This is a genomic window from Nocardia sp. NPDC049220, from assembly GCF_040647855.1.
Taxonomy (GTDB): Bacteria; Actinomycetota; Actinomycetes; order Mycobacteriales; family Mycobacteriaceae; genus Nocardia.
The window spans coordinates 208,838-227,950 of record NZ_JBEZDA010000006.1 but is presented as its reverse complement, the minus strand read 5'-3'; the positions used below and the strand labels follow the sequence as shown (position 1 = coordinate 227,950).

Annotated in this window: 14 protein-coding genes; 6 read left to right on the top strand and 8 right to left on the bottom strand. The window is 61.8% G+C overall.

Annotation, left to right across the window (positions count from 1 at the left end):
- Positions 1–40 precede the first annotated feature (40 nt).
- Complete coding sequence (locus tag AB0C34_RS17995) at positions 41–1,051, bottom strand: Abi family protein (protein WP_357073683.1); 1,011 nt, start codon at positions 1,049–1,051, stop codon at positions 41–43.
- Between the two features lie 525 nt (positions 1,052–1,576).
- Positions 1,577–1,717, bottom strand: coding sequence for a hypothetical protein (locus tag AB0C34_RS17990; RefSeq protein ID WP_357073681.1), 141 nt, complete (start codon positions 1,715–1,717; stop codon positions 1,577–1,579).
- A 335-nt stretch (positions 1,718–2,052) separates the two neighbouring features.
- Between AB0C34_RS17990 and AB0C34_RS17985 the strand changes: the two genes are divergently transcribed.
- Complete coding sequence (locus tag AB0C34_RS17985) at positions 2,053–2,238, top strand: hypothetical protein (RefSeq protein WP_357073678.1); 186 nt, start codon at positions 2,053–2,055, stop codon at positions 2,236–2,238.
- A 90-nt stretch (positions 2,239–2,328) separates the two neighbouring features.
- Here the strand turns inward: AB0C34_RS17985 and AB0C34_RS17980 are convergent, their stop codons facing one another.
- The 3 genes from AB0C34_RS17980 to AB0C34_RS17970 are packed head-to-tail and all read right to left on the bottom strand — an operon-like array spanning position 2,329 to position 4,000.
- Positions 2,329–3,177 carry a helix-turn-helix transcriptional regulator gene (locus tag AB0C34_RS17980; RefSeq protein ID WP_357073675.1) on the bottom strand — a complete coding sequence of 283 codons (849 nt, stop codon included), beginning with the start codon at positions 3,175–3,177 and terminating at the stop codon, positions 2,329–2,331.
- A complete protein-coding gene (locus AB0C34_RS17975) occupies positions 3,174–3,719 on the bottom strand; it encodes a DUF6879 family protein (protein WP_357073672.1) in 546 nt (181 codons plus the stop codon). Before AB0C34_RS17975 ends, AB0C34_RS17980 begins: the two co-directional genes overlap by 4 nt.
- Positions 3,707–4,000 (bottom strand): hypothetical protein, encoded by a 294-nt coding sequence (locus AB0C34_RS17970; RefSeq protein ID WP_357073669.1) that lies wholly within the window; start codon positions 3,998–4,000, stop codon positions 3,707–3,709. Before AB0C34_RS17970 ends, AB0C34_RS17975 begins: the two co-directional genes overlap by 13 nt.
- Before the next feature lie 914 nt (positions 4,001–4,914).
- On the opposite strand from AB0C34_RS17970, the gene AB0C34_RS17965 reads away from it, so the two are divergent.
- Complete coding sequence (locus AB0C34_RS17965; protein ID WP_357073666.1) at positions 4,915–5,778, top strand: SAM-dependent methyltransferase; 864 nt, start codon at positions 4,915–4,917, stop codon at positions 5,776–5,778.
- Positions 5,775–6,170, top strand: coding sequence for a hypothetical protein (locus AB0C34_RS17960; RefSeq protein ID WP_357073663.1), 396 nt, complete (start codon positions 5,775–5,777; stop codon positions 6,168–6,170). Before AB0C34_RS17965 ends, AB0C34_RS17960 begins: the two co-directional genes overlap by 4 nt.
- A 129-nt stretch (positions 6,171–6,299) precedes the next feature.
- On the opposite strand, the gene AB0C34_RS17955 is transcribed toward AB0C34_RS17960, so the two are convergent.
- Positions 6,300–6,635 carry a hypothetical protein gene (locus AB0C34_RS17955; protein ID WP_357073661.1) on the bottom strand — a complete coding sequence of 112 codons (336 nt, stop codon included), beginning with the start codon at positions 6,633–6,635 and terminating at the stop codon, positions 6,300–6,302.
- 1,195 nt (positions 6,636–7,830) lie between these two features.
- On the opposite strand from AB0C34_RS17955, the gene AB0C34_RS17950 reads away from it, so the two are divergent.
- The 3 genes from AB0C34_RS17950 (at position 7,831) to AB0C34_RS17940 (ending at position 13,182) form a co-directional block, all read left to right on the top strand.
- Entirely contained in the window at positions 7,831–9,585 is a 1,755-nt protein-coding gene (locus AB0C34_RS17950; RefSeq protein WP_357073658.1) for a hypothetical protein, read from the top strand.
- Between the two features lie 440 nt (positions 9,586–10,025).
- Positions 10,026–10,514, top strand: coding sequence for a hypothetical protein (locus AB0C34_RS17945; protein WP_357073655.1), 489 nt, complete (start codon positions 10,026–10,028; stop codon positions 10,512–10,514).
- A 1,273-nt stretch (positions 10,515–11,787) separates the two neighbouring features.
- Complete coding sequence (locus AB0C34_RS17940) at positions 11,788–13,182, top strand: hypothetical protein (RefSeq protein WP_357073652.1); 1,395 nt, start codon at positions 11,788–11,790, stop codon at positions 13,180–13,182.
- A gap of 15 nt (positions 13,183–13,197) precedes the next feature.
- Here the strand turns inward: AB0C34_RS17940 and AB0C34_RS17935 are convergent, their stop codons facing one another.
- The gene (locus tag AB0C34_RS17935) at positions 13,198–13,545 is read right to left on the bottom strand and encodes a hypothetical protein (protein ID WP_357073649.1); all 348 of its coding nucleotides are present in this window, start codon (positions 13,543–13,545) and stop codon (positions 13,198–13,200) included.
- Between the two features lie 936 nt (positions 13,546–14,481).
- Positions 14,482–15,381, bottom strand: a complete 900-nt coding sequence (locus AB0C34_RS17930; protein WP_357073803.1) for a replication protein RepA — start codon at positions 15,379–15,381, stop codon at positions 14,482–14,484.
- Positions 15,382–19,113: the final 3,732 nt, after the last annotated feature.

Sequence of the window (19,113 nt, the reverse complement as noted above, 5' to 3'; positions counted from 1 at the left end):
GCGGCCAGCGCCGCTCACCCGACTTCGAGACAGGCCTGGGTCACAGCGCGCCCTGCCACAGGGGCAGCTGTTTCCATCCGCCAGGGAACCCCATCTCGGATTCGGTTCGGAGATTGAACGCAGCGAAGCTGGTATCGACAAGTGCCGCGACCTTGTGAGTCCAGGTGTTGCCCGGTGAGGTGGCGTTCAGCAAGAACGCGACGAGGCAGATGCTGCCGTAGACGCTCTCGAACTGAGTAGCAGGCAGCCCCTCGAAGCCCGACAGCCCGGCCAACGGAGCGGTGCCGACCGGTGTCAGCCGACGATTCCACAGCCGACTGTGATGCGCACATATATTGCGCACGATCGTGAGGTGCAGTAGCCAGTTGGCCAGTGGTGGCTTCTGCCGCCACCGGCTCCGCGCTGCTCTGCGCTGATTGCGCGTGGTCTCAGCGGTCAGTGCCGGCGGCGTGATCGAGAACCATTCTGAAATTGCCTGCTGATCGACGCTTGTCATCCCGCCGAACAGCTTGCTCAGGTCACCGAAGTCCAGCACGTCGGTGAGGACCCAGATAGGCATCTCACCACCGTAGGCGGCCATGTGGTGGTCAACCGAAGCATCGTGCCCCTTGGCACGTTCGACCCGCTTGAGCGCAGTGGCCAGCCACTTGTTGTGGTCGACGGATCCGCAGAACTGAGGCCGGAAGGTGGCTGGGTCTTTGTGGGCCAGCGGCCCATGGCGGCCCAGTGTGTGACCTGTTTGGCTACGCAGAGCGACCTCGATGCGCTCGAGCCCGCTGAGCATGAGGGTCTTGAGGTGTCGATCGAATTCGTAGAGGCCGATCACCTCTCTGAAGCTGGTTCCAGCGACGAAGTCATCGGCAAGTCTCACCGGACTGTTTGGGTCAGGGGCGCGAAAGGGATACCAGTAGCCGCTGAGACGGTAGTAGCCGATCGCTCGAAGCCACTGATCAGCCTCAGATTCGCATTCGATCGTCATCCCGCGCGCAGAAAGCTTCGCGATCTGGCCTTCGATGGACAGGAACGGCTTGAGCGGTCGGACGATGGTCATGCCTGAATATAAATCCGGCCCACTCCCGGGTTACCGAGGTGGGCCGAACGATTGCGACAAGTGTAACTAACCGCGCCGGAGTCTACAAATTTCCGAGGGTTCTCGGCAGTGTCAACCGATCGTGGGCGGCTAAAGCCCGCCCACAATGACGTGCCGTCGTGTCAGTCCAGCTGGATGCCAAGGTGGGCTCCGGCGCGGCGTCTGGCATTGCCAACGAACCGTCGGTACAGGCCGCCGGTGGCCCAGGTAGGGCGGGAAGAAGCGACGATACGTGGCAGCCTTCAGCCTGGTGGCCCCAGCGGTCGCGACGGCGAGATCCCCTCATCTGGCGTAATGGCAGTGCGATAGCGCCCGCCGATGACCAGGCTTTATTGATTCGGTTACGGCTGGGCTGGCGATGCGGAGCAAGCCGGCTAGCGCGGCAAGGTGTGGTCGCCAGCCTCACGGCACCCCGGGAGTCCAGCAGGATCCAAGTGGCCTTGGCGACGTCACGCGCTGACTACGAGGAGGCGACCGAGGCGTATTTCAGTTGACTCCAGGTTTGACCTGGTCAGCTTCGGATTCTGCCATGCCGAGACCTGCCTCGTCGGGCTCGGGATCGGTGCGCAGGTAGAAGTCGAGAATCCGGTACACCCAAGCCGGGATTTCGGTGTATCCCGCGTCCACCCGCCGCAACCGCTGACGGCTGAGGATGCGAATCTGCCGAGGTCGCGTGGCTACAGTGTCGGCGCCGGGTGATCTCCCAGCCCATCCAGTCCGAGGCCTGCAGTCCGACCCGTTCGTCGTATTCCCCGAGCAGCTTCCCCCGCGCTGGTGTCACAGCCCACTGACGCTGTGGGAGGAATTCGGCGGCGATCAGCGCGACGTCCGGATTGCTGCTCGCCATGCCGGCCCCGGCACCGTCACCGTGCGCTACGACCGCCCCCGCACCAACCTTGAGCAGCACGCCAACTACATCCGCGCTGATGTCCTCTCGCCACATCCGGGGTTAGGCTGCAACCGTGGAACTGGAAGAAGGCGCCTTGGTCACGATAGGTAGAAGCGGCCAGTCAATCTTCAAGGTGATCAGCCTCGAAGTCGAAGACTCCCCCGACCACGTCATGATCCAAGCAGTGGGTGACGAATCACCAGGTCGATACCCATACCCCTGCCTCAAGACAGACCTTTTCCCCTCCAACCCTGAGTGAATCATCCGCGCCGGCTTCCGCGCTCGAAATATTTTGGACAGACGTCCAAACGTCCTACAAAGGGCCTCGACTGATCTCATTCGATGACGTTCAGGGCTGTGACGAGCTGGAGTGCCCGGCCGCGATGTCGGTGATGAGATTGGTTGCAGCGGCGTCACGCAGGGCCATCTCGTACAGAATTCCGAACGCCATGTCGTAGACGGCTATTTCGGATGGCCGAGTGATAGTAAGTTCAGCGGAGATGGTTTCGACCATGACACTTTCACTGTCGAACATCGCGAATCCGTGAGAGCCGATACAGGCGTTCGCCGAGGCGGGTATGACCGCAAGTTTCACGCATGGGTTGGCAGCGTGCTGGTTGAGCATGTGAAGTTGTTCGGTCATGATGGCGGCCGATCCGATGGTTTGCCGCAGTGCGGCTTCGGCGATGACGAAGACGAATCGGCGACTCCCGGACCGCAGTACCCGCTGTCGAGTCATTCGGATAGCGACGGCTTCGTCGATGTCGTCACGTCCACCAGAGATAACGCTGCTGCAGGTCGTGAGAATCGCTTTCGCGTAGGCCGGGGTTTGCAGTAGGCCGGGGATAACCCATGCCTCGAACCAGCGGATCCGTCCTGCGCGGCCTTCGAATTCGAGAGACTGCCGTTGCCGATGCGCACGGCCGGATGCAAGGGCGCGCCGCCACTCCATATGCGCCGAACGCAGATTGCGCAGAGTTGCTATGAGGTCGTCGTAAACCATCATCGCGTCTGTGACGCGGCACCACACGAGCAGATCTTCTTCGCTGGGTTGCTGTCTACCCAGTTCGAGCCGCGACACCTTGGACGGATGCCAGTCGCAAGCTGTGGCGAGGTCCCTACCGGACAGGCGGGCGTCCCTGCGGAGCTCACGCAATCGCGCTCCGAGGGCCGCCCCAGCCTGTCCAACGTTGGTCACCGGATGGCGTACTCCGATCGCGCGTACTCAGTGTGGTCGATGCCCGCGCTCCACAACTGGTTCCATGCCTCAGTGCACACCGCGGCAATAGCCGGGTCGGTGGTAACCGCAAGCCCGACTGCATCCCCGTCAGCGTCGACGGTGTTGAACGCCACGGTTTCGTTGTCAAACAACCAGTAGTCGTCGCTGGGCACAGCGGCGGCGAGGTGACGCGGCAACCACCGGATCTGCTCACCAGCAGCAACATTGGTCGCGCAGGCATCGAGCAGCCATTGTGTGTACTCGGTGTGTGGCACGGTCACCACTCGCACCCGCGCGACCTTGACACCGCGGCTAACGGTCTCGGCTACCATGGCACACCACTGCCGCCCACCGTCGGTTTCTACGATCTCACGTGTCCGCCGCCACCGCAGTAAGGGTTCGTACTCATCGGGCACCCGATAGGCGTCTTGAACCTCCACATGAACAGCGCTGATGCGGGCGGCCCGAAAGAACCGTGCGTAGATGCCTTCACCAGCAGTTTCCCCGGTTACAGCTTGCATCGCGGAACCACCACGGCCGTTTCGTCGCTGGCGAGGGTGAGTTGTATCCGAATCTCGGGGGTGACTCGGTCGCCTGCCACCAGCAGCATGCCAGGGTCCTCAGTGGTCTCGACGGTAAGCGCGGTGCCTGGTTCGGCCCAATCCAACAGGCCATGCGGTACCAGCACGGCGCCGTCGCCTACAGCGATGCCTTGCACGATGAGGGTGCCAGCATCGGCTTCGTAAAGGGCTGGACAACCTCCGTCTTTCGAGCCGGAACCGAGTAAACGAAGCTTGGTCATGAGAGCAACTCCATTGCTGTAGAGCAATCCATGCTGCTGCGATGATCGCAGCTCAATCATGCTATTGCATGAAATTGCCGCGCAATCTCGCGCAATCTGGCTACGCAACCCAACCGCGAGTTTCTAACCTCCGAGATGGCAGCTCAAGACTGGCGGGTACTCCTGGTTTTGAGCTGCCAACCAAAGCCGGATGGATGGAGGGCGGGAATGGCGCGACAGACCGCGATCAGGCATTTACACCACGCCGACCAGGCGTTCAGCGCTTGGAACGACACGGAGATCCGTTCCAGAGCATGACGTGTCGAATGTCAACTGGCTGAACCGCAGTGATCGGTGAGGGCGCTGGCGATCCGGCAATCCGGCAATCCGGTTGCGACGGTGGTGACCAGCCGGGTCTTGCAGCAGGGCATGCACTACGACGACTGCTGTATGACCGCTCCACCACCACGCATCCAAGCAACACGTCGGCCGCCTCGCGACCAGATGCGTTCACCCGATTCGTGGTGGCCGTCCAGATGACTGACCACGCAACCATCCCGAACCAGCGACGCCGCATCAGACCGTAGGCGATCTATAAGTCATCGCCAGATTCACAGAACAGGAGGACCTTTGTCGTTGAGATCACTCGAACCCGCGCCGGCGGTCGGCACGACGGGAATGATGCCCGTGCCCATAGGTGTGCCGTCCGTGGGATCGTTTGTTGCCATTGAACAGCTGATGGCATGTGAACTTAGGCGTCGTCTCGGCGAATTGCGTTCGGGACCAGACTGGTTCCACACCCGCGTACAGATCACCGAGTTCTGCAGCGAGCTGAAGTTGAAGAAGCGGTCAAGGCAAGGCGACGTGGGATACAAAGCCGTCCGCGGCGGCCACCTCTCCCCTCGCCCACTGCAGGTGATCGAAGGCCGGTCACTGTGATTGATCTGTGCCAGATCCGGCCGAACATCGCAAGGATGTACGACGCACTCCTCGGGGGAAAAGACTCCTACCAGGCCGACCGAGACGCCGTCGTGCAAGTGTTGAAGGTGTTTCCATCCGCACCGGTCATGGCACGTACCAACCGCGCGTTCATGCACCGCGCCATCGGCTACCTCGCACGTGACTGGGGGATCCGCCAATTCCTTGACATCGGCACTGGCTTCCCGACGGAGCTCAACCTTCACCAGGTCGCGCAGGAAGTCGCGCCCGAGTCCCGCGTGGTGTACGTCGACAACGACCCGACCGTGCTCGTGCACGCACGCGCCCTGTTGATCAGCCACCCGGCCGGGCACGTTGACTACATCGCTGCCGACGCCACCTTCCCTGCCGACATCCTCACCGCACCCGAGCTCCTTGCCACGCTGGACCTGTCCGAACCGGTGGCGGTGTCGCTGATCGCCCTGTTGCACTTCATCCCCGATGACCGTGACCCGTACGGGTTGGTACGAGCGTTGATGGATGCCGTCGTGCCCGGCTCTGTCCTTGTCATCAGCCACGCCACACCGGACTTCGATCCCGACGGTGTCGCCGCAGCAGTTGAGATCTACCACCGCAATGGCCTGACCTCAAAAGTCCGCACCCACAACGACATCATGGCGTTCTTCGACGGCCTCGAGCTGATCGATCCCGGAATCGTGCCACCGCACCGATGGCGTCCAGCAGGCATCGAACCTGCAGCAGGCATGGACGCGAAGGCTTCTCTCTACGCTGGCCTCGCAGTCAAAACTGGATGCGGATCGACACCCGAGCGGCGGGGTCACTACACTGCGACTACTCCGGCGTGGGGTGAGCATCGATGATGGAGCCGGCTTGGCGCATCCACGCGCGTGAAGCATTTTCCGCGGCAGTGGAAGGTAATCACTTCGTGGCGGGTGCATACGCGGCGGGGTTGTCCAGCGGTGCTCACATGATTCAGGCATCCATTTACTGGATCGACACACTCTTGTCACTGCTGCCAGCACCTCAGCACCACCCATTCGTCCCTGAAGTTGCCACGGGAATGGCTCCCGCGCAGCTGTGGGCTTTGCGACTGATCTCGGCACGCGCTGACAACGACATGCAGGCCGCCAAATCGCTGTTCACCGCGGCGGCCACCCGCGAGGGTGATTATTTGATCGAATGCCTGATGTCACTGCTGGCATTAGTCGGAATGTTGCTGGGTGGGCAACCCGTAAACGAGCCTGCGAGGTAGCAACACCATGATGCCGGTCCCTGGCGTGGCAAGGCGCCAGGAACCGGGGCCGGCATGATGCACTCTCAGAGTGCCTGGTTGATGGTTCTCGATGGCGTGCTCGAGCCCGCTCAGCGAGAGATTCTGATCTCAGAGAAACTCGGCCACCAGAATATGCTTACCCCTCCACTGCGCCGGATCCACCAGGGCAAGCACGATTTTGCCGTTCGAGGCAGCCGCGGCATCACGGAAGATGGTCGGCATGTCAGCATTGATCATGCCGTCCTTCTGCGGGATCGCCGAGCGGGGATCGACATGAACCGCAGTCGCCCCGGCGAGCAGCTGGACGCCGAGAATACTAGGGATCGGACTGTTGGACAGTGCGATCGTCTCCTCGTGGTTGAATCCCCCGCCTACAACGATGCCCGGCGCGTTGATCGGCACCACCGCCGCCGCCTCACCCACCGAAGCCGCGATACCGGCCATGCCGATGCCGAAGACTGTGATTGCTGAACGAATGCCCATTGGCTAGCACTCTCCCCAAACCGTAGAAGCGGGCCGACTACCCGATGGTTTCGGCACCCAGGCGGCTCCATTCGCCGCTCGCGGTAAAAGTAGCCACCCCTCGAAGCATTCGGCAGCAGATGTCACACAGAGTGTGTGGACTGCTCTCCTCACCATCGCGAGCAGCCCACCAGCAGAAGCATGCGCGGCGCTTTTGCCACACCTACATCGCAATTTGCACCGGTCACAGCATGTGACATCGGTCAACCGCACAATGCACACCCGACCTGGCCAGCACGGCGAAACACTGCGTTGCAACGAACTACGACGCGGCGGCTTCCCACTAGAAGTGTGACCACCGGAGATCGGCGGGCAATTCGCAGATTCAATACTGATCAGCACCCAGCAGCGTCCCCACCTCCAGACGTGCAACGACCGCGCCTTGCCGTGGTGCTCGGCTGCGGATCCCGCGACACACGGTTACGACTGCGCGCCCCTTGGAAAGCCGACTCATGCATGCACATCGAACTCATCTATCGAGGCGCTTACGCCGGCATTGGACGGCCGCATGGCACGCGGGTCACAACCCTGGTCACCTCGCCGAGCCCGGCGGCCCTGTGATGCCCCATCTCGATCCTTACACCTCAGCACCATTGATGGCCGGCCTGGCGTACTACATCGCCGACACACCCAGCCGTCGTCCCTCGGCAGCTGATCGGAGCGACGGCGTCTCGGCCACAGAAAGCGCCGTCGAGCCGGAAGCGATCACCACCACAGCGACTTACCAGTTCGAAGTCCGGCCGGCCGGCCGCACCTCAGACAACAACCCGTCGGACCAGTGATCAGTTCATCACAGTGCGCGGGGTCGCAGTGCTCGACTCCGCGGGACAGAGCCGTCCCTGTGGGGACGAAAGTGCCGCGACGCAGAGGGTTCAAGATGCGCGGAATCACCTCGATCCCCGCTGCAACGTTCAGATGGCCGCATTGCCACGATCCAACGAACCCAAAGCTGCTATGATGCTCGCATGCTAGCAAATCTTGAGGGAGGGAAGAACTCCCGCAACTGGCCGCACTCCGACGGGAAGTCACCCGTCGGAGTAGTAGCCACACACATCCGAGCCCCGCTGGCACCGACCAACCGACCAACGAAAGACCCGGCGAGAAGCGAGATGACCCGATGACCACCTTCGCCGACCACGATCTCGGCCCCTTGGCCACAGACCTGACATCCGCGGTTCACGAAGCACCGACACCCGACTCCCCCATCCAGTGGCACATGCCCGGCGAGTCCGCTATTGACGAGACCATGGTTGAACCCACGTCCGGCGCCCAGCAGGACACCAGCTTTGAGGGCACCGATGGGCACTCCGTCGGCGAAACCAGTAGCGTGAACACCCTCGACGACTCAGTCACAACACCTCCAAACATCGCAGTAGAGGCCAGCGCGCATCAGGACACCGACCCCGATGCTCGCCACCGCGAGGCGCTCAATGCCTGGCCAGAGGTCGTGACGAAAGTGCTGTACGCCTGCGTGGTACTCGGTGACGTGGATGACCTAAATGCGCTGAAGCCCCAGACTGTCATCCAGTGGCTCGAACTGTTGACCGGAGAGAGCTACGAGAAGCGCAAGAAATTCAGCGAGTACATCTCAGAATGGCGCGCATGGGTTTCCGCTCAACGGGAAGGTGCGCACCCACCCGTACCTAAGGTTAGGCCCGCGCACTGGCAGCAACTCGACGAGTTCTACCGCGACGTCTACAAGCCGGAGGACCTGCCGGAGTGGCTTACAACTGTGGAGCCCGACGTGGCGGCCGCCGCGCCTGCGTCCCGTTGCGGCAATGAGGGCGCACCAACGGTTGCGGGCACGAACGACGGCCACGACATTACCTACGCAGCCACCGACAACGGCGGCACCGGCGACATGGGGATCGCCCCGCAGCAACTGGCGCCCGTTCAGGGTGACTGGGCCGATCGGGAACCACAGCTGTCTTCTGTCCCCGTGTCGACAGCTCAGGAAGATTCAAGCCCGAATGAAACAGATGTGATGGCTGTGGTGTACCCCGAGATGGCTGCGCAAGATCTGACGCCACAGGAACGCATCGTTCGAGGCCGCGCAGCACGAGAGATACAGCAGGATCCGGATCTCTTCACCGAATGGTCTGAAGATGAGATGGGCATCGAGCGCGGACAGGCCGAAACGATCCGCGCACTGCAGCGCAAAGAGCGCCTCGACGTAGCGAAGGCACAGATCAAAGAGCGCACGGAGTTTCGCAAGGCCACGGCCGCCTTGCGAAAGGCCGAGGTGAAAGACCGGATAACTGCGCGGAGGGCTCTTGCCGCGCAGCGGCGCGCCACCAGTATCCATGCCCGGACTGCAACCCTGTTCAACTATCAACGGCGGAGCACCTGGGCGATCGGTGTCGTGGTCGCAATCGGCCTCGGGTGGTCGGCGACGAACGTGCAGCACAATGTCGCACCAGGATTGGGCGCAAGCGAGCCACTGTACTGGTTCAGCTTCCTGCTTGAAGCGATGATCTCGTTGTGCCTGATCGTCATCATGTTCGGCAAGCCGAAACTCGCCGAGTGGAATGTGCAGCCAAAGAATGCGACTTGGGCAGAGGTTGGGTTGCTTGCACTCACAGTCGGGCTCAACACCTTCCCCTTCATCCAGAAGCGAGAGGGAGTCGAATTCATGGTCCACGGCGCAGCTCCCGTCATGATCGGTGTGGCGCTGTTGATCCACCACGCCGTCTCAGACGGATACGGGAAGGCGATCGCGCGGGCCGCCAAACAGTTGCCTCCTGACCTCGACCTGCCGGATCCCAACATCGACACAGACACCAGCACTGGCTCATACCTCGACGCAGATCCACTGGTCCAGCTGAACTCGGCTGAGTCCGACCAGCATTCCTTCCGTGTTTCGCGCGAATGAGTAGCTCCGACACGTTCGACAACGCAGTCGCTGGAGTAGCAGCCGTTGTCACACAACAAGTGCTACTTCAACGACATTGAATGCGCGCCGTTACACAGTTGGTGAGACGCCAGCAAGGTATCCCCAGGAGAAGCGGATTTCTAGCACAAATGGTGCGATCGGAACCGATTGACATCGCGACGGTTCACCACGAAAACTACATATTCTGAATAGGTATTGGCAGCAGGCAGACGTAGCAGGAGTGGGGTTGGGACGTGCGCACATCCAGCGGAGCGAACAAGACGACGGCCCAGCGGACTTCCCTGACACGCAACTGCCATGAGTGCTATCCCACGGCTCCCGGTCGCGAGATGCCGGTGACCGGTGTAGACCGATCCCAGTTGAACACGTCTCGGCGCGCCACCGCGTGTTTCATAAAACCTCGAGGCAGGATGGCAGTCATGAAGGTCGAGCGGAAGCGTCGACCGGGCCGCCCCGAGAGAGAAGACGGCCCGGACTACCGCACTGTGGGCGCTAGGATTCCGGATTCGCTGGCGCAACTGGTGAAAGGGCCGGTTGACACGCCCGCTTTCCCCACGCTCAAGGCGCGAGTCGTCAAACTGCTGCAGGACGGGCTCGCCGCCCGCGCGAAAGCCTCCAGGCGGCTGGGTGTCGTCCGTCCCGGAAAACGTACATACATCGGCCCAGTGGATCTGCCGAAGCCACTCGACGGTGAGATCGACTATGCCGGAAAACGTACGTACATCGGCCCAGTGGATCTGCCGAAGCGGCTGGGCGATGAGATCGACGCCTTGGTGGAGAACGGCACGTTCCCGACGATCACGACCTGCCTGATCGAGTTGCTGCTCTACGGACTGGCACTCGAACCGAAACAGAGTGTCGAATACTCGTTTCAAATGGAGCTGCCGCTAGCACCTACCGGCACCTGACCCTAAATGCGCGGAAGGCCCCCCGCCGCTACCAACAGAAGGGGGCCTCGCGCTTCACAGACCGACGAGAACTGAAGAGGTTTTATGTCCCTTCACGCCCTCGGGAGGCTTGATGCCTGACCCGAGTGTAGAGCATCAGCCGACACATTTTCTAGACAGCGCGCCGATCGAGCGCCCTCTTACTTCTCGACGTCGGCTTTCCACGGCGGAAATTTCGCACATCACCAGCCAATGCTGCCTCGCTCAGCGCGAAGGGCTCTCCCCCGCTGACAGCAGCTCCTGCGCCACGCTTCACGACGGCCTGCCGGTCGTAGTTGCCTCCAGTCGACCGCCGGCACACGTGGTGTCCCCGACGGATCGACCAGCGCACACCAGTGTGAAGGGGTGGTGCCGTCTGCGCTGATCGCGCCTTACCCCATGTCAATACAGCCGACGATCGGCGCATGTGAGCAGCACTAAATCCTCTTTTGCCAGAAAGAGGATTTAGTGCACAGAAGGAAAGCTTCCTCGACTGCTCAAGGCGGATCGACTGAACCTCGATCCCATGTACGCCGTTGCGTTCACCGAAAGGGTGTTGCCATTGCAGGGCAGCTTCCAGGGTAATGCATGCCCTCACACAGCTCAGGTGGAAGACCGGACCGACACTGCAAGCTGTGACGAATTCGTCATCGAAGCCGCCGTCACCGCCATACGGCGCGAGCATCTGTCGCCCGTATCGAGATTGGCCGTCTCCGAAACCATGCCGCGAACAGCGGCGCCATCCCGCCGCTGTGATGTATCCGCAGCGGCGGACATCGGTCTGGCCGGACTACCCGGCCCGGCCATGTGGCTCTCTGACGCGCTCAGCAGGTTCTGTGTGATCCCCCGGTCATCCACCGCGACAGGCAGCGAACCGCTCTGTCTCGGCGATGCAGCCGACCAACAAGTCGCTGGCGCAGCATCCGCGGGGATGCGGGTCAACGTCACACAGGTGCGAATGGAACCTTCCTCACCAATTACCCCGGGAGGAGGTGAGCTACTGCACTGAGGTGCTGAACGCCGCCTAACCCCATAACTGTGCTGGCAGTGATCTGCATTTGAGCAGCATTGAACCCCTTTCCGCACGAAGGAATTCGATGCCGAGGGCATGCCCGCCCTCTGACGCTCATTAGAAGAGCTGCTTGCTTGTCCCCGCGAAAGGACTGTCGTGCAAGGCAGATCCCATGGTAAAGCACGCCCTCGTCAAGGTCGTCGCAACCACAATCATTTCTACAACCCGTCATCTGGCTCGGAGATGTCTGCCGAGGTAGCCGGGGAAATCGAGCGACTGAACGCAAATCAGATCGGCGCGTCGTGGTCGCTGCCGGTAGCAGAAGGGGCTGCTGCGCGTGTGCCGGTGGTCAGCGTGCGGGACTGGCTGTTGTACGTGGCAGCAGCGCTGGACAGTGAGGCCGGCCGCACGGCAGTCGCCCAGCACCGAACCAGCATCAAGATGGTGCTGAAGCACTCGCCTGATGTGGCGTCGTTCGCCGACCTGCACACTGGCCGCGGCATTACCGCCTCGAACGCAACCATGGCCGCACGCGCTGGATGCTCGCCTGGGACGATGCGGAAGGTGCGGTATGTGCTGAGGGATGTCGGGCTCGCCGTGGAGATGGAATCCGGTCGCGGTTTGTCCGGAATCGAGATTGCCGCTGCACGAGCCCACCACGGCGGATTCCAAACTCATGCGGCCAGCGTGTGGCATCTGACCTCGCCCCGCGCTACTGCAGCCAGCCAACCGCCGTCGACACCACGCCGGAAGTCTGCATCGTTGCCCCGGATGACCCAGGGCGTTCACATCGCTGCTGCCGCCGCGGTGGCCCCGCTCCGCAGTCTCGACATCAGCAGCGGGCACCTATCTTCACCTACTGAAGTAGGTGAAGAACGTTACGTAGCTAGAAAAGGTCTTGTTCTTAACTCATCTTGCGTCAGGAAAAAATCACCAACGCGCGCGCATCTCGCGCGCACGGGCAGGATAAATTCCCGCAAACAGACGCGAAAGCATTGGACGAGCGCGGATCCGAGACCGTTGCACCTTCAGCTTTCAGCTGCTGAACTGGTCGCGGAGTGCCACGGCATCGACCGCGGTCAATGGGTGCATCTGGGCTCCCAGCAGTACGTTCGCCGCCACGGTTGGCACATCGGTGCCGTCGCCGACGTCCTGGTTGAGGCCGGGATAGACACCACCCGCTTCGATGGCAAGACAATCGCCGCCCGGCTGACCCGTTACACGATCGAACGGGGCATGAACTGGCCGAACCGGATCAACGCACCTATCTCATTCCTACGAAGCTTGATGGCAGGCGTGGACTGGTCCCAGCAGATTCCGACCGAGTTGGCGGCCGTCAGGCGTACACGCCGCGCTCAGCAGCGCGACTCCTCGACGACGAGCATTAGCCCAATGCCACTCCCCCGTGCCAGGGGCGCGGTTCACGGCTCTACGGGCTTCACAGAGGGGGTAAACAGGCGCCACCGCCCTGTCCTGCGCAGCGTCTCGGAGGAACTCGCGGCGGCAGCTGGGGATGTGTGTGTGAGATGTTCCGCGCCGGGCACAGTGCGCGAGGAATTGCCTCTGCGGACTGCGGTGTGTGATCGGTGCTGGGACAGCATTGCCGCAGCGGATTCCAGCCTGGTCCTCGCCTCATGACCAAGGCGTGCTCGTCTACCGCTCGAATCCATCCCATCCGATTTCGAGCTCGGGAACAGTGTGAGGTTGGGGACTGGTGATGGTCGGATGCGAAACGTCGCGCAGTTCCCGCTGGCGGGCGGCATCAGCGATGGCGAGAGTACGGCTGGCGCGTTCGTGGGCGTTGCGCAGCAGTGTGTGCGCCTGCCGGCTGAGGTTGGCCAACTCGTAAAGGCGTTCACGGTGCGCGATGGTTGTCCTCACTTCGTTGTCGAGGCCAGCGAGATGTCTGCGGAACTGGTCGATGCGATTGACATCGGGCGCGTGCCCGAGCCGCTTCAGTTCATCGATGATGTCGCCGATTCGTCTTTCCAGACTGGGCATCTCAAGTCCCTTCGCCTCAGTGTTGCCCGATCAGGGCGCGCGGTGTGCGCCAGGGTACTGTCAGCCACCGACAGGGCGCTGCGTTCGCGTTGAAGCTCAACGCGAACGCTCCGACCCGAACCTGAAAGTTGGACGCTGCATGCTGGTGTTGGTCAGTTCTGCACGCCGACAGATCGCGCCCTACCCGGACGAACGCGCTGTCCTCGCGCCACTGGCACAGTCACAGGCATTGTTGCCAACTCGCGTGCCTCACTGACCGGTTCGGACAGCTCGTGTCGACAATCCTCGTCCGTGACAGCGGGCAACAGTTCGTCCTCCAAGCGCCCCACACGCCAGCTAACCTCGTCGACTGCTCTCCCCGCAGTTCCTGATCGAGCCCCCTCGCTCGGCGATCACGTCGGCGAGTTGGTCTCTTCGATCTGTCCGCCAGCAACGCCGATGCTGCGTAAGACCTTCAACCTGCGGGTGTCCCGGACCGGCCGAGTGGGCCGCGGCCGCAAGTTCACCCCCGCCACATCGTCGAGTTCGACCTATTGCTGAGATCCGTTCATGGGCAAGAGGAACGCGGCCATCCGGTGTCCACTCGTGGCCCTATCGCGGCGAACTCGGCGAAGCAAATGCGGGTTCGCCAGTCGGCTCGCGAGCGACAAGGCCGCGGTCCCAGCTCGGGGCGAGGGCGCTCCTGTCGCGCAGTCACGGCACGATCCTGGCCGCTATTTCCGTCGGCGGAGGCGTCGGCGGCCTAGCCCACTACACACTGGCCTCGCCTTGCCCGCACAACTGGGCGGGGTTTCCGTGGACAGGAGTTCACCATCACCGGCGGCGTCGCCATGATGATCAGGACTTTCGCGACCGGGGTCACCCGTTGACAGCGAGGATGTCCCTATGAGAGACATCCAGGTTTCGAGTCGTGTCGCCGACTTGATCGGCGCAGCGTCAACTTGCCTGGCTCTCCACGGCGAGAGCGCGGAAGCCTTGGGAGATCGCGACATGTGGCAACCCCGGCGAGAGTCTCACACCAGCATCGGTGACATCGACGTTGGCTTGGGGATAGACGATGAGGACTTGTTTGAGCGCCTTCATGAAGTCGTTCCTGAACTGGTGCCGTCGCCGCCGATCGGTGATGTCGGCGGTGGACCCGAACTGCACCATCAGAGAATCCCATGGCACAGTCGTCGGCCGGCTGACGGTGAACATCCGGTAGGTCAGCCATGTGTAGATATCCAGCCGTAGCGCTGAACCTCCGAGCGCCTTGATCGCATTCAGATCGACCGGAACAGGGTGCTTGGTCACCTCTTCGAAGAACTCGGGCGACAATCGCACCATCGAGGAGAACAGCGCTGCCTGACCGTTTTCCGGCTCTGACCCGCACCAGAGGTTGTAGGCAGAGGCGACTGACAACTTTGCCCCCACTCGACGGTTGCTGTCACCCTTGTACTCCACGGTGATGTTCGCATTGAACAAGCGATGACCCTGTTCACGCATGCGTGTGAGGGAGCCGTTCTTCCCTCCGGTCGCGGCTAGGCCCATCGATGCCATGAACTCCGTCAACGACCCGAACGTAATTTCCGGCGATTGGGTCCGTACTGCTTCGGTGGCGAGCAGCGTCATGATCAGCCGCGGCATGGTGCCGAACGGGAAGCCGATTGACTCCTCTTCGCCACGCTCGTTGATTGTCATACCCGGCGAGATCGTCAGCAAGAGGTCGCCGTTGCGACGACCCCAGACCCGTTTCTCTGTACCAGGGTTGCGATACGGCAGCGAAGCCTGGGCCAGTAGTCGAGGCCCGAACCCGACTTCCTGGTCTCCCTCCCACACTTCGGCAGCCGACCGCACGATGTCCAAAGAGGTCCGTGGGGGGCGCGGCATAGCACTAGCATTACACGGCGGCCCGATGATGCCACCGCTACGATCCGGCGTTTCGCACGCATATTCGGCGGACAATCCCCTGTCACGCATAACTCGCGGACACTCTGCGGCAAAGCCGATCGGTGCTGGTCACAAAGTTGCCCTCAGAGCACTGCCATCGGGCAAGGCCTCTCGTGCGCGACAGACCAAGCACGCCGCACAGGACCCGCAGTGCAATGGCTACCGGACTTGACACCGGATCGGGATCGCTTGCCACACCCAAGACGTACTTGCGGCAGGTGACCACCGCCCCGTCGACAATCCGAGCGGCAGCAGGCGCCTCTCCCCCTGTGAAGCGGCATCCCAGGTCCACCGACCTACCCATGGATCGGAAGTGGCCGGGCCACCGCGCATAACTTGCGGACAGTACCCCGGCATTTGGCCCCATTACGCATAACTTGCGGACAGTCCGCCGAGGGCTGGTGCGCATACTTTGCGGACGCCTCCCCTGCGAGGCCACGCATAACATGCGGACACGGAGGCGAACCTGCGCATACCTTGCGGACGGTGGATAAGTTCCGTCCGCAAGGTATGCGCGCTGAGGTCGGTCAAACGAGAGACACTCATGAATTCTCCCTGCTCAAGGACATCTTTGGCAGCACCGTATGCGTTTGACGGGACCGAGACTGCGCATAACTCGCGGACCTGAGTGCAGCGAAGTTATCCACGCATATCTCGCGGACGTTATCCACAGGCAGGTTGTGCAAAAGGCCTTGTAGGAGAAGTTGTCCACGCATATCTCGCGGACGGCGTAAACGACGTTTTCCCAGGACAGCACGCATAACTCGCGGACGGATCACGCATAGCTCGCGGACAAGCCGGTTGCATTTGCCCTGGTGACACGCAGAAAATTGGTCCCCCCTGTAGTTTCTTCCCTCCAAAGAAATCCTGTAGTAGGCTCGCCTCGGCTGTGGATACGGACGCCCATCGCCACCTCGGTTGCCCCCGGCCACAACATGTTGCTTGTGGATCGCGCATTGATGTCCCAAGCTGCCTACCTGGGCACCTCTAAATTGCACGATGGCGCAGAATGCTGTCAACGGCATGTGAGTCTAGATCTGGCACGGGGTCTGCGTGATTGAACTGACCTGGATCGCCGCCGATTTCGAGCGAACCTCGATGTGAGCACCCATGACGAGGCAGGCGCTTGTCCGAGCTGATGACTGTCGTCTGGCAGCCACGATCAATGGGCACTGCCGGATATCAACCAGCCACACCGCGCGTACTTGGTGTCGATGGCTTCGCCCTGCATCTCAAGCATCACTACAGAACGATCCTGATCGACATCGAAACCCGGGGCCCGGCCGGCACTCTTGCTGTCTGGCTGCGTGCCCCTTTCCGAGTCAAGATCATCAGCTGGGACCGCGCTGGCCTACGCTGATGTTGTGTGGCAACTGGTGCGCCCGATGCTCTGCGGGTCGCGGACCGATGGCAAATCGGCCACGATCTCGGCGAAGTGGTCGAACGTATCGTGGCTCGACACCGAGGAGACTGCCTCGACCTCGCGGCAAGGGCGCTGCGAAGCCAACAGTCGCGCGCCAACAGCAAACACCGGCGACTTGCGAGGTTGTCGAGCCACCAACGAGCGGGACGGATCGGTGGTTGTCCAGAGCCGCGAATGCTACGCCGCGGTGCACGCACTGCCGGCGACGGTGTGAGTACTTGAGCCATCAGCGCCCAGCTCGGTCAAGCCGGAGGCGCCGTGCCGCGTTTCGCCCGGGCTGCGTGCGTCGAGCAGTTGCTGGTACCAGTACGGGCTGTCTCATCGGGGTGCGTGTCGGCAAACCCTCTGCGGCAGCTGCGCTGACGTAGCCGTGTGGCTTCTCAACTCACGGCCCACTTCTCCCCCACCGTGACCGATCTAACGACACATCCGGCCGCACGTACTCGCGCAGTTCTATCCACGCAGGTCAGGACGTGTAAGGCCCTAAAACGCACGCTGGGGGGCGATCTCACCTTCCGGAAGGCCGTTAGTGCGAAGGTGGGGTCAGATTGCCCTACGTGGCAATCGGCGCCCATTACGGCGATTCGGCTCTGTACGACGCTCCGCTAGTGATCTAAAACCGCTGTGACGCACCGATTTCCGTGAATCGGCCAAGGACAGCCGCTGACTCCCTTGTCCCCCTCAACGATGCCCAGAACGCCCCTATGCCGCCTGCCAAGCCGACAGAAATCGGTCTGTGAATGGTCCGACCAGCCCAGTGCGATCAAGCCCGAGCGTCGCCTCTTCAACCGGGGTTCGAGCTCTCTTCCCGGAAGAGACGGGCACGGTCGCCCTTCCTGCTGTCGTCGCACCTGACGTCCGACCCTCCTCTCGGCCTATGCGCCATAGAGTTTTGGACGACTGGCGCTCAATCAAGTGCCTTCCTTCCGTGGTCTGTCAACTACCTACCGTGCAATCGCCGATCTGAACGGGTCGGAGCACTCGTGTACCCCGACGTGACGGCGCCGGCATACCTCTAGCTGGACACCTCAGTGAGGCATCCAGTGTCAACTCCGTAGCCAAACCTCTACTTGCGAGTGGGTCTTCCGTCCGGCCCGAATCAGCCCGGGCCATCGGACGATGAGCCTCCGGCGATAAAGCAGAGGACCTCCGATTCCGCCTCCCCCCCACCGCCGCCCCCTCCCGAGAGACTGCAACAGGGGCGCATCATGGGTCACCTCGTTCGCACCTGATCGGGGCTCGCATCCACGCCTGCTGCACTCGCGCAGTGGTTCGCGTTGCGACTGGCTACGAGGGAGTCTCAAGGTCTGAGCGGGTGCAACTCAGGCATCCAGGATTATCACCCAGGTGGAATAAGCAGGGTCGTGGCGCGGACCTACACAGAACCCGTTTCCCCGAACTAGGAAATTCCCGGCAGAGATCCCTGCCACGCGTGCACTGTCAATCCAGCCCGATCTCACGCGGCCGATGTCCGAAGACCCACCATTGAAGGCGGCCAGGATCGGTGGTCGAGATAGCCGCAGCACTCGTCGACCGTACCTCCGAGACTTTAGTTGAAGATTCGCGATGTGTGATGAGGCGAGGACGTCAGGGCCCCCAGTTGCCGAGAGTCAGGTACTCCCGGGATAGCTACAGTCAGCGCACATAGGTACCTGCGAGGCTGCGCATCAACCACTTGTAATCTCCTCTGCCGTGCCCGATCTGAGTCAGCGCAATCGAGTAAGCGAGATTCCGAACCTCAAGATATCTCGGCGGGAGCTCCCTTCGCCTCATGGCTCGGCGAACTCTTGCGGCCATCCTTGGTCCGAGCGCCTTGAGTCGGACAGCACAGAGAAGATGGAGGGGTCCATCAACGCCTGGGCAGGAGATCTCCCGTACCTCACGGGTTGCCCTGGTTCGCGGCTTCCTCGGACGGCGATGTCAGAGATCCGCTCGGCTTCCTCTGATACATTTCTGAGGTGACTACGACAAGCCAAAACATCCACAGACCTGCGGATATGCGCTATGCGCGTGATGCGTGTTGTATGTCTTTTCTGCCTATAGCGTGTCAGGTAGATGAACCGCGTACAGCGCCTCATATGGTGAGCACGCCAAGCATGTCTCATGCAGTGCAGGTGGCCTAGGCGCTATGTCTGCATCTAGCGCACTGGCAGTTCAAGGCGTGTCTGCCACGCAAGGCGTACTAGACGCTTCAGGCATGGCAAACAGCTACGACG

Coding starts and splice junctions, on each gene's coding strand:
- AB0C34_RS17960 (WP_357073663.1), top strand. CDS start 5,775: ATGATGGAGCCGGCTTGGCGCATCCACGCGCGTGAAGCATTTTCCGCG.
- AB0C34_RS17935 (WP_357073649.1), bottom strand. CDS start 13,545: ATGCCCAGTCTGGAAAGACGAATCGGCGACATCATCGATGAACTGAAG.
- AB0C34_RS17940 (WP_357073652.1), top strand. CDS start 11,788: ATGTCTGCCGAGGTAGCCGGGGAAATCGAGCGACTGAACGCAAATCAG.
- AB0C34_RS17970 (WP_357073669.1), bottom strand. CDS start 4,000: ATGACCAAGCTTCGTTTACTCGGTTCCGGCTCGAAAGACGGAGGTTGT.
- AB0C34_RS17945 (WP_357073655.1), top strand. CDS start 10,026: ATGAAGGTCGAGCGGAAGCGTCGACCGGGCCGCCCCGAGAGAGAAGAC.
- AB0C34_RS17995 (WP_357073683.1), bottom strand. CDS start 1,051: ATGACCATCGTCCGACCGCTCAAGCCGTTCCTGTCCATCGAAGGCCAG.
- AB0C34_RS17975 (WP_357073672.1), bottom strand. CDS start 3,719: ATGCAAGCTGTAACCGGGGAAACTGCTGGTGAAGGCATCTACGCACGG.
- AB0C34_RS17955 (WP_357073661.1), bottom strand. CDS start 6,635: ATGGCCGGTATCGCGGCTTCGGTGGGTGAGGCGGCGGCGGTGGTGCCG.
- AB0C34_RS17950 (WP_357073658.1), top strand. CDS start 7,831: ATGACCACCTTCGCCGACCACGATCTCGGCCCCTTGGCCACAGACCTG.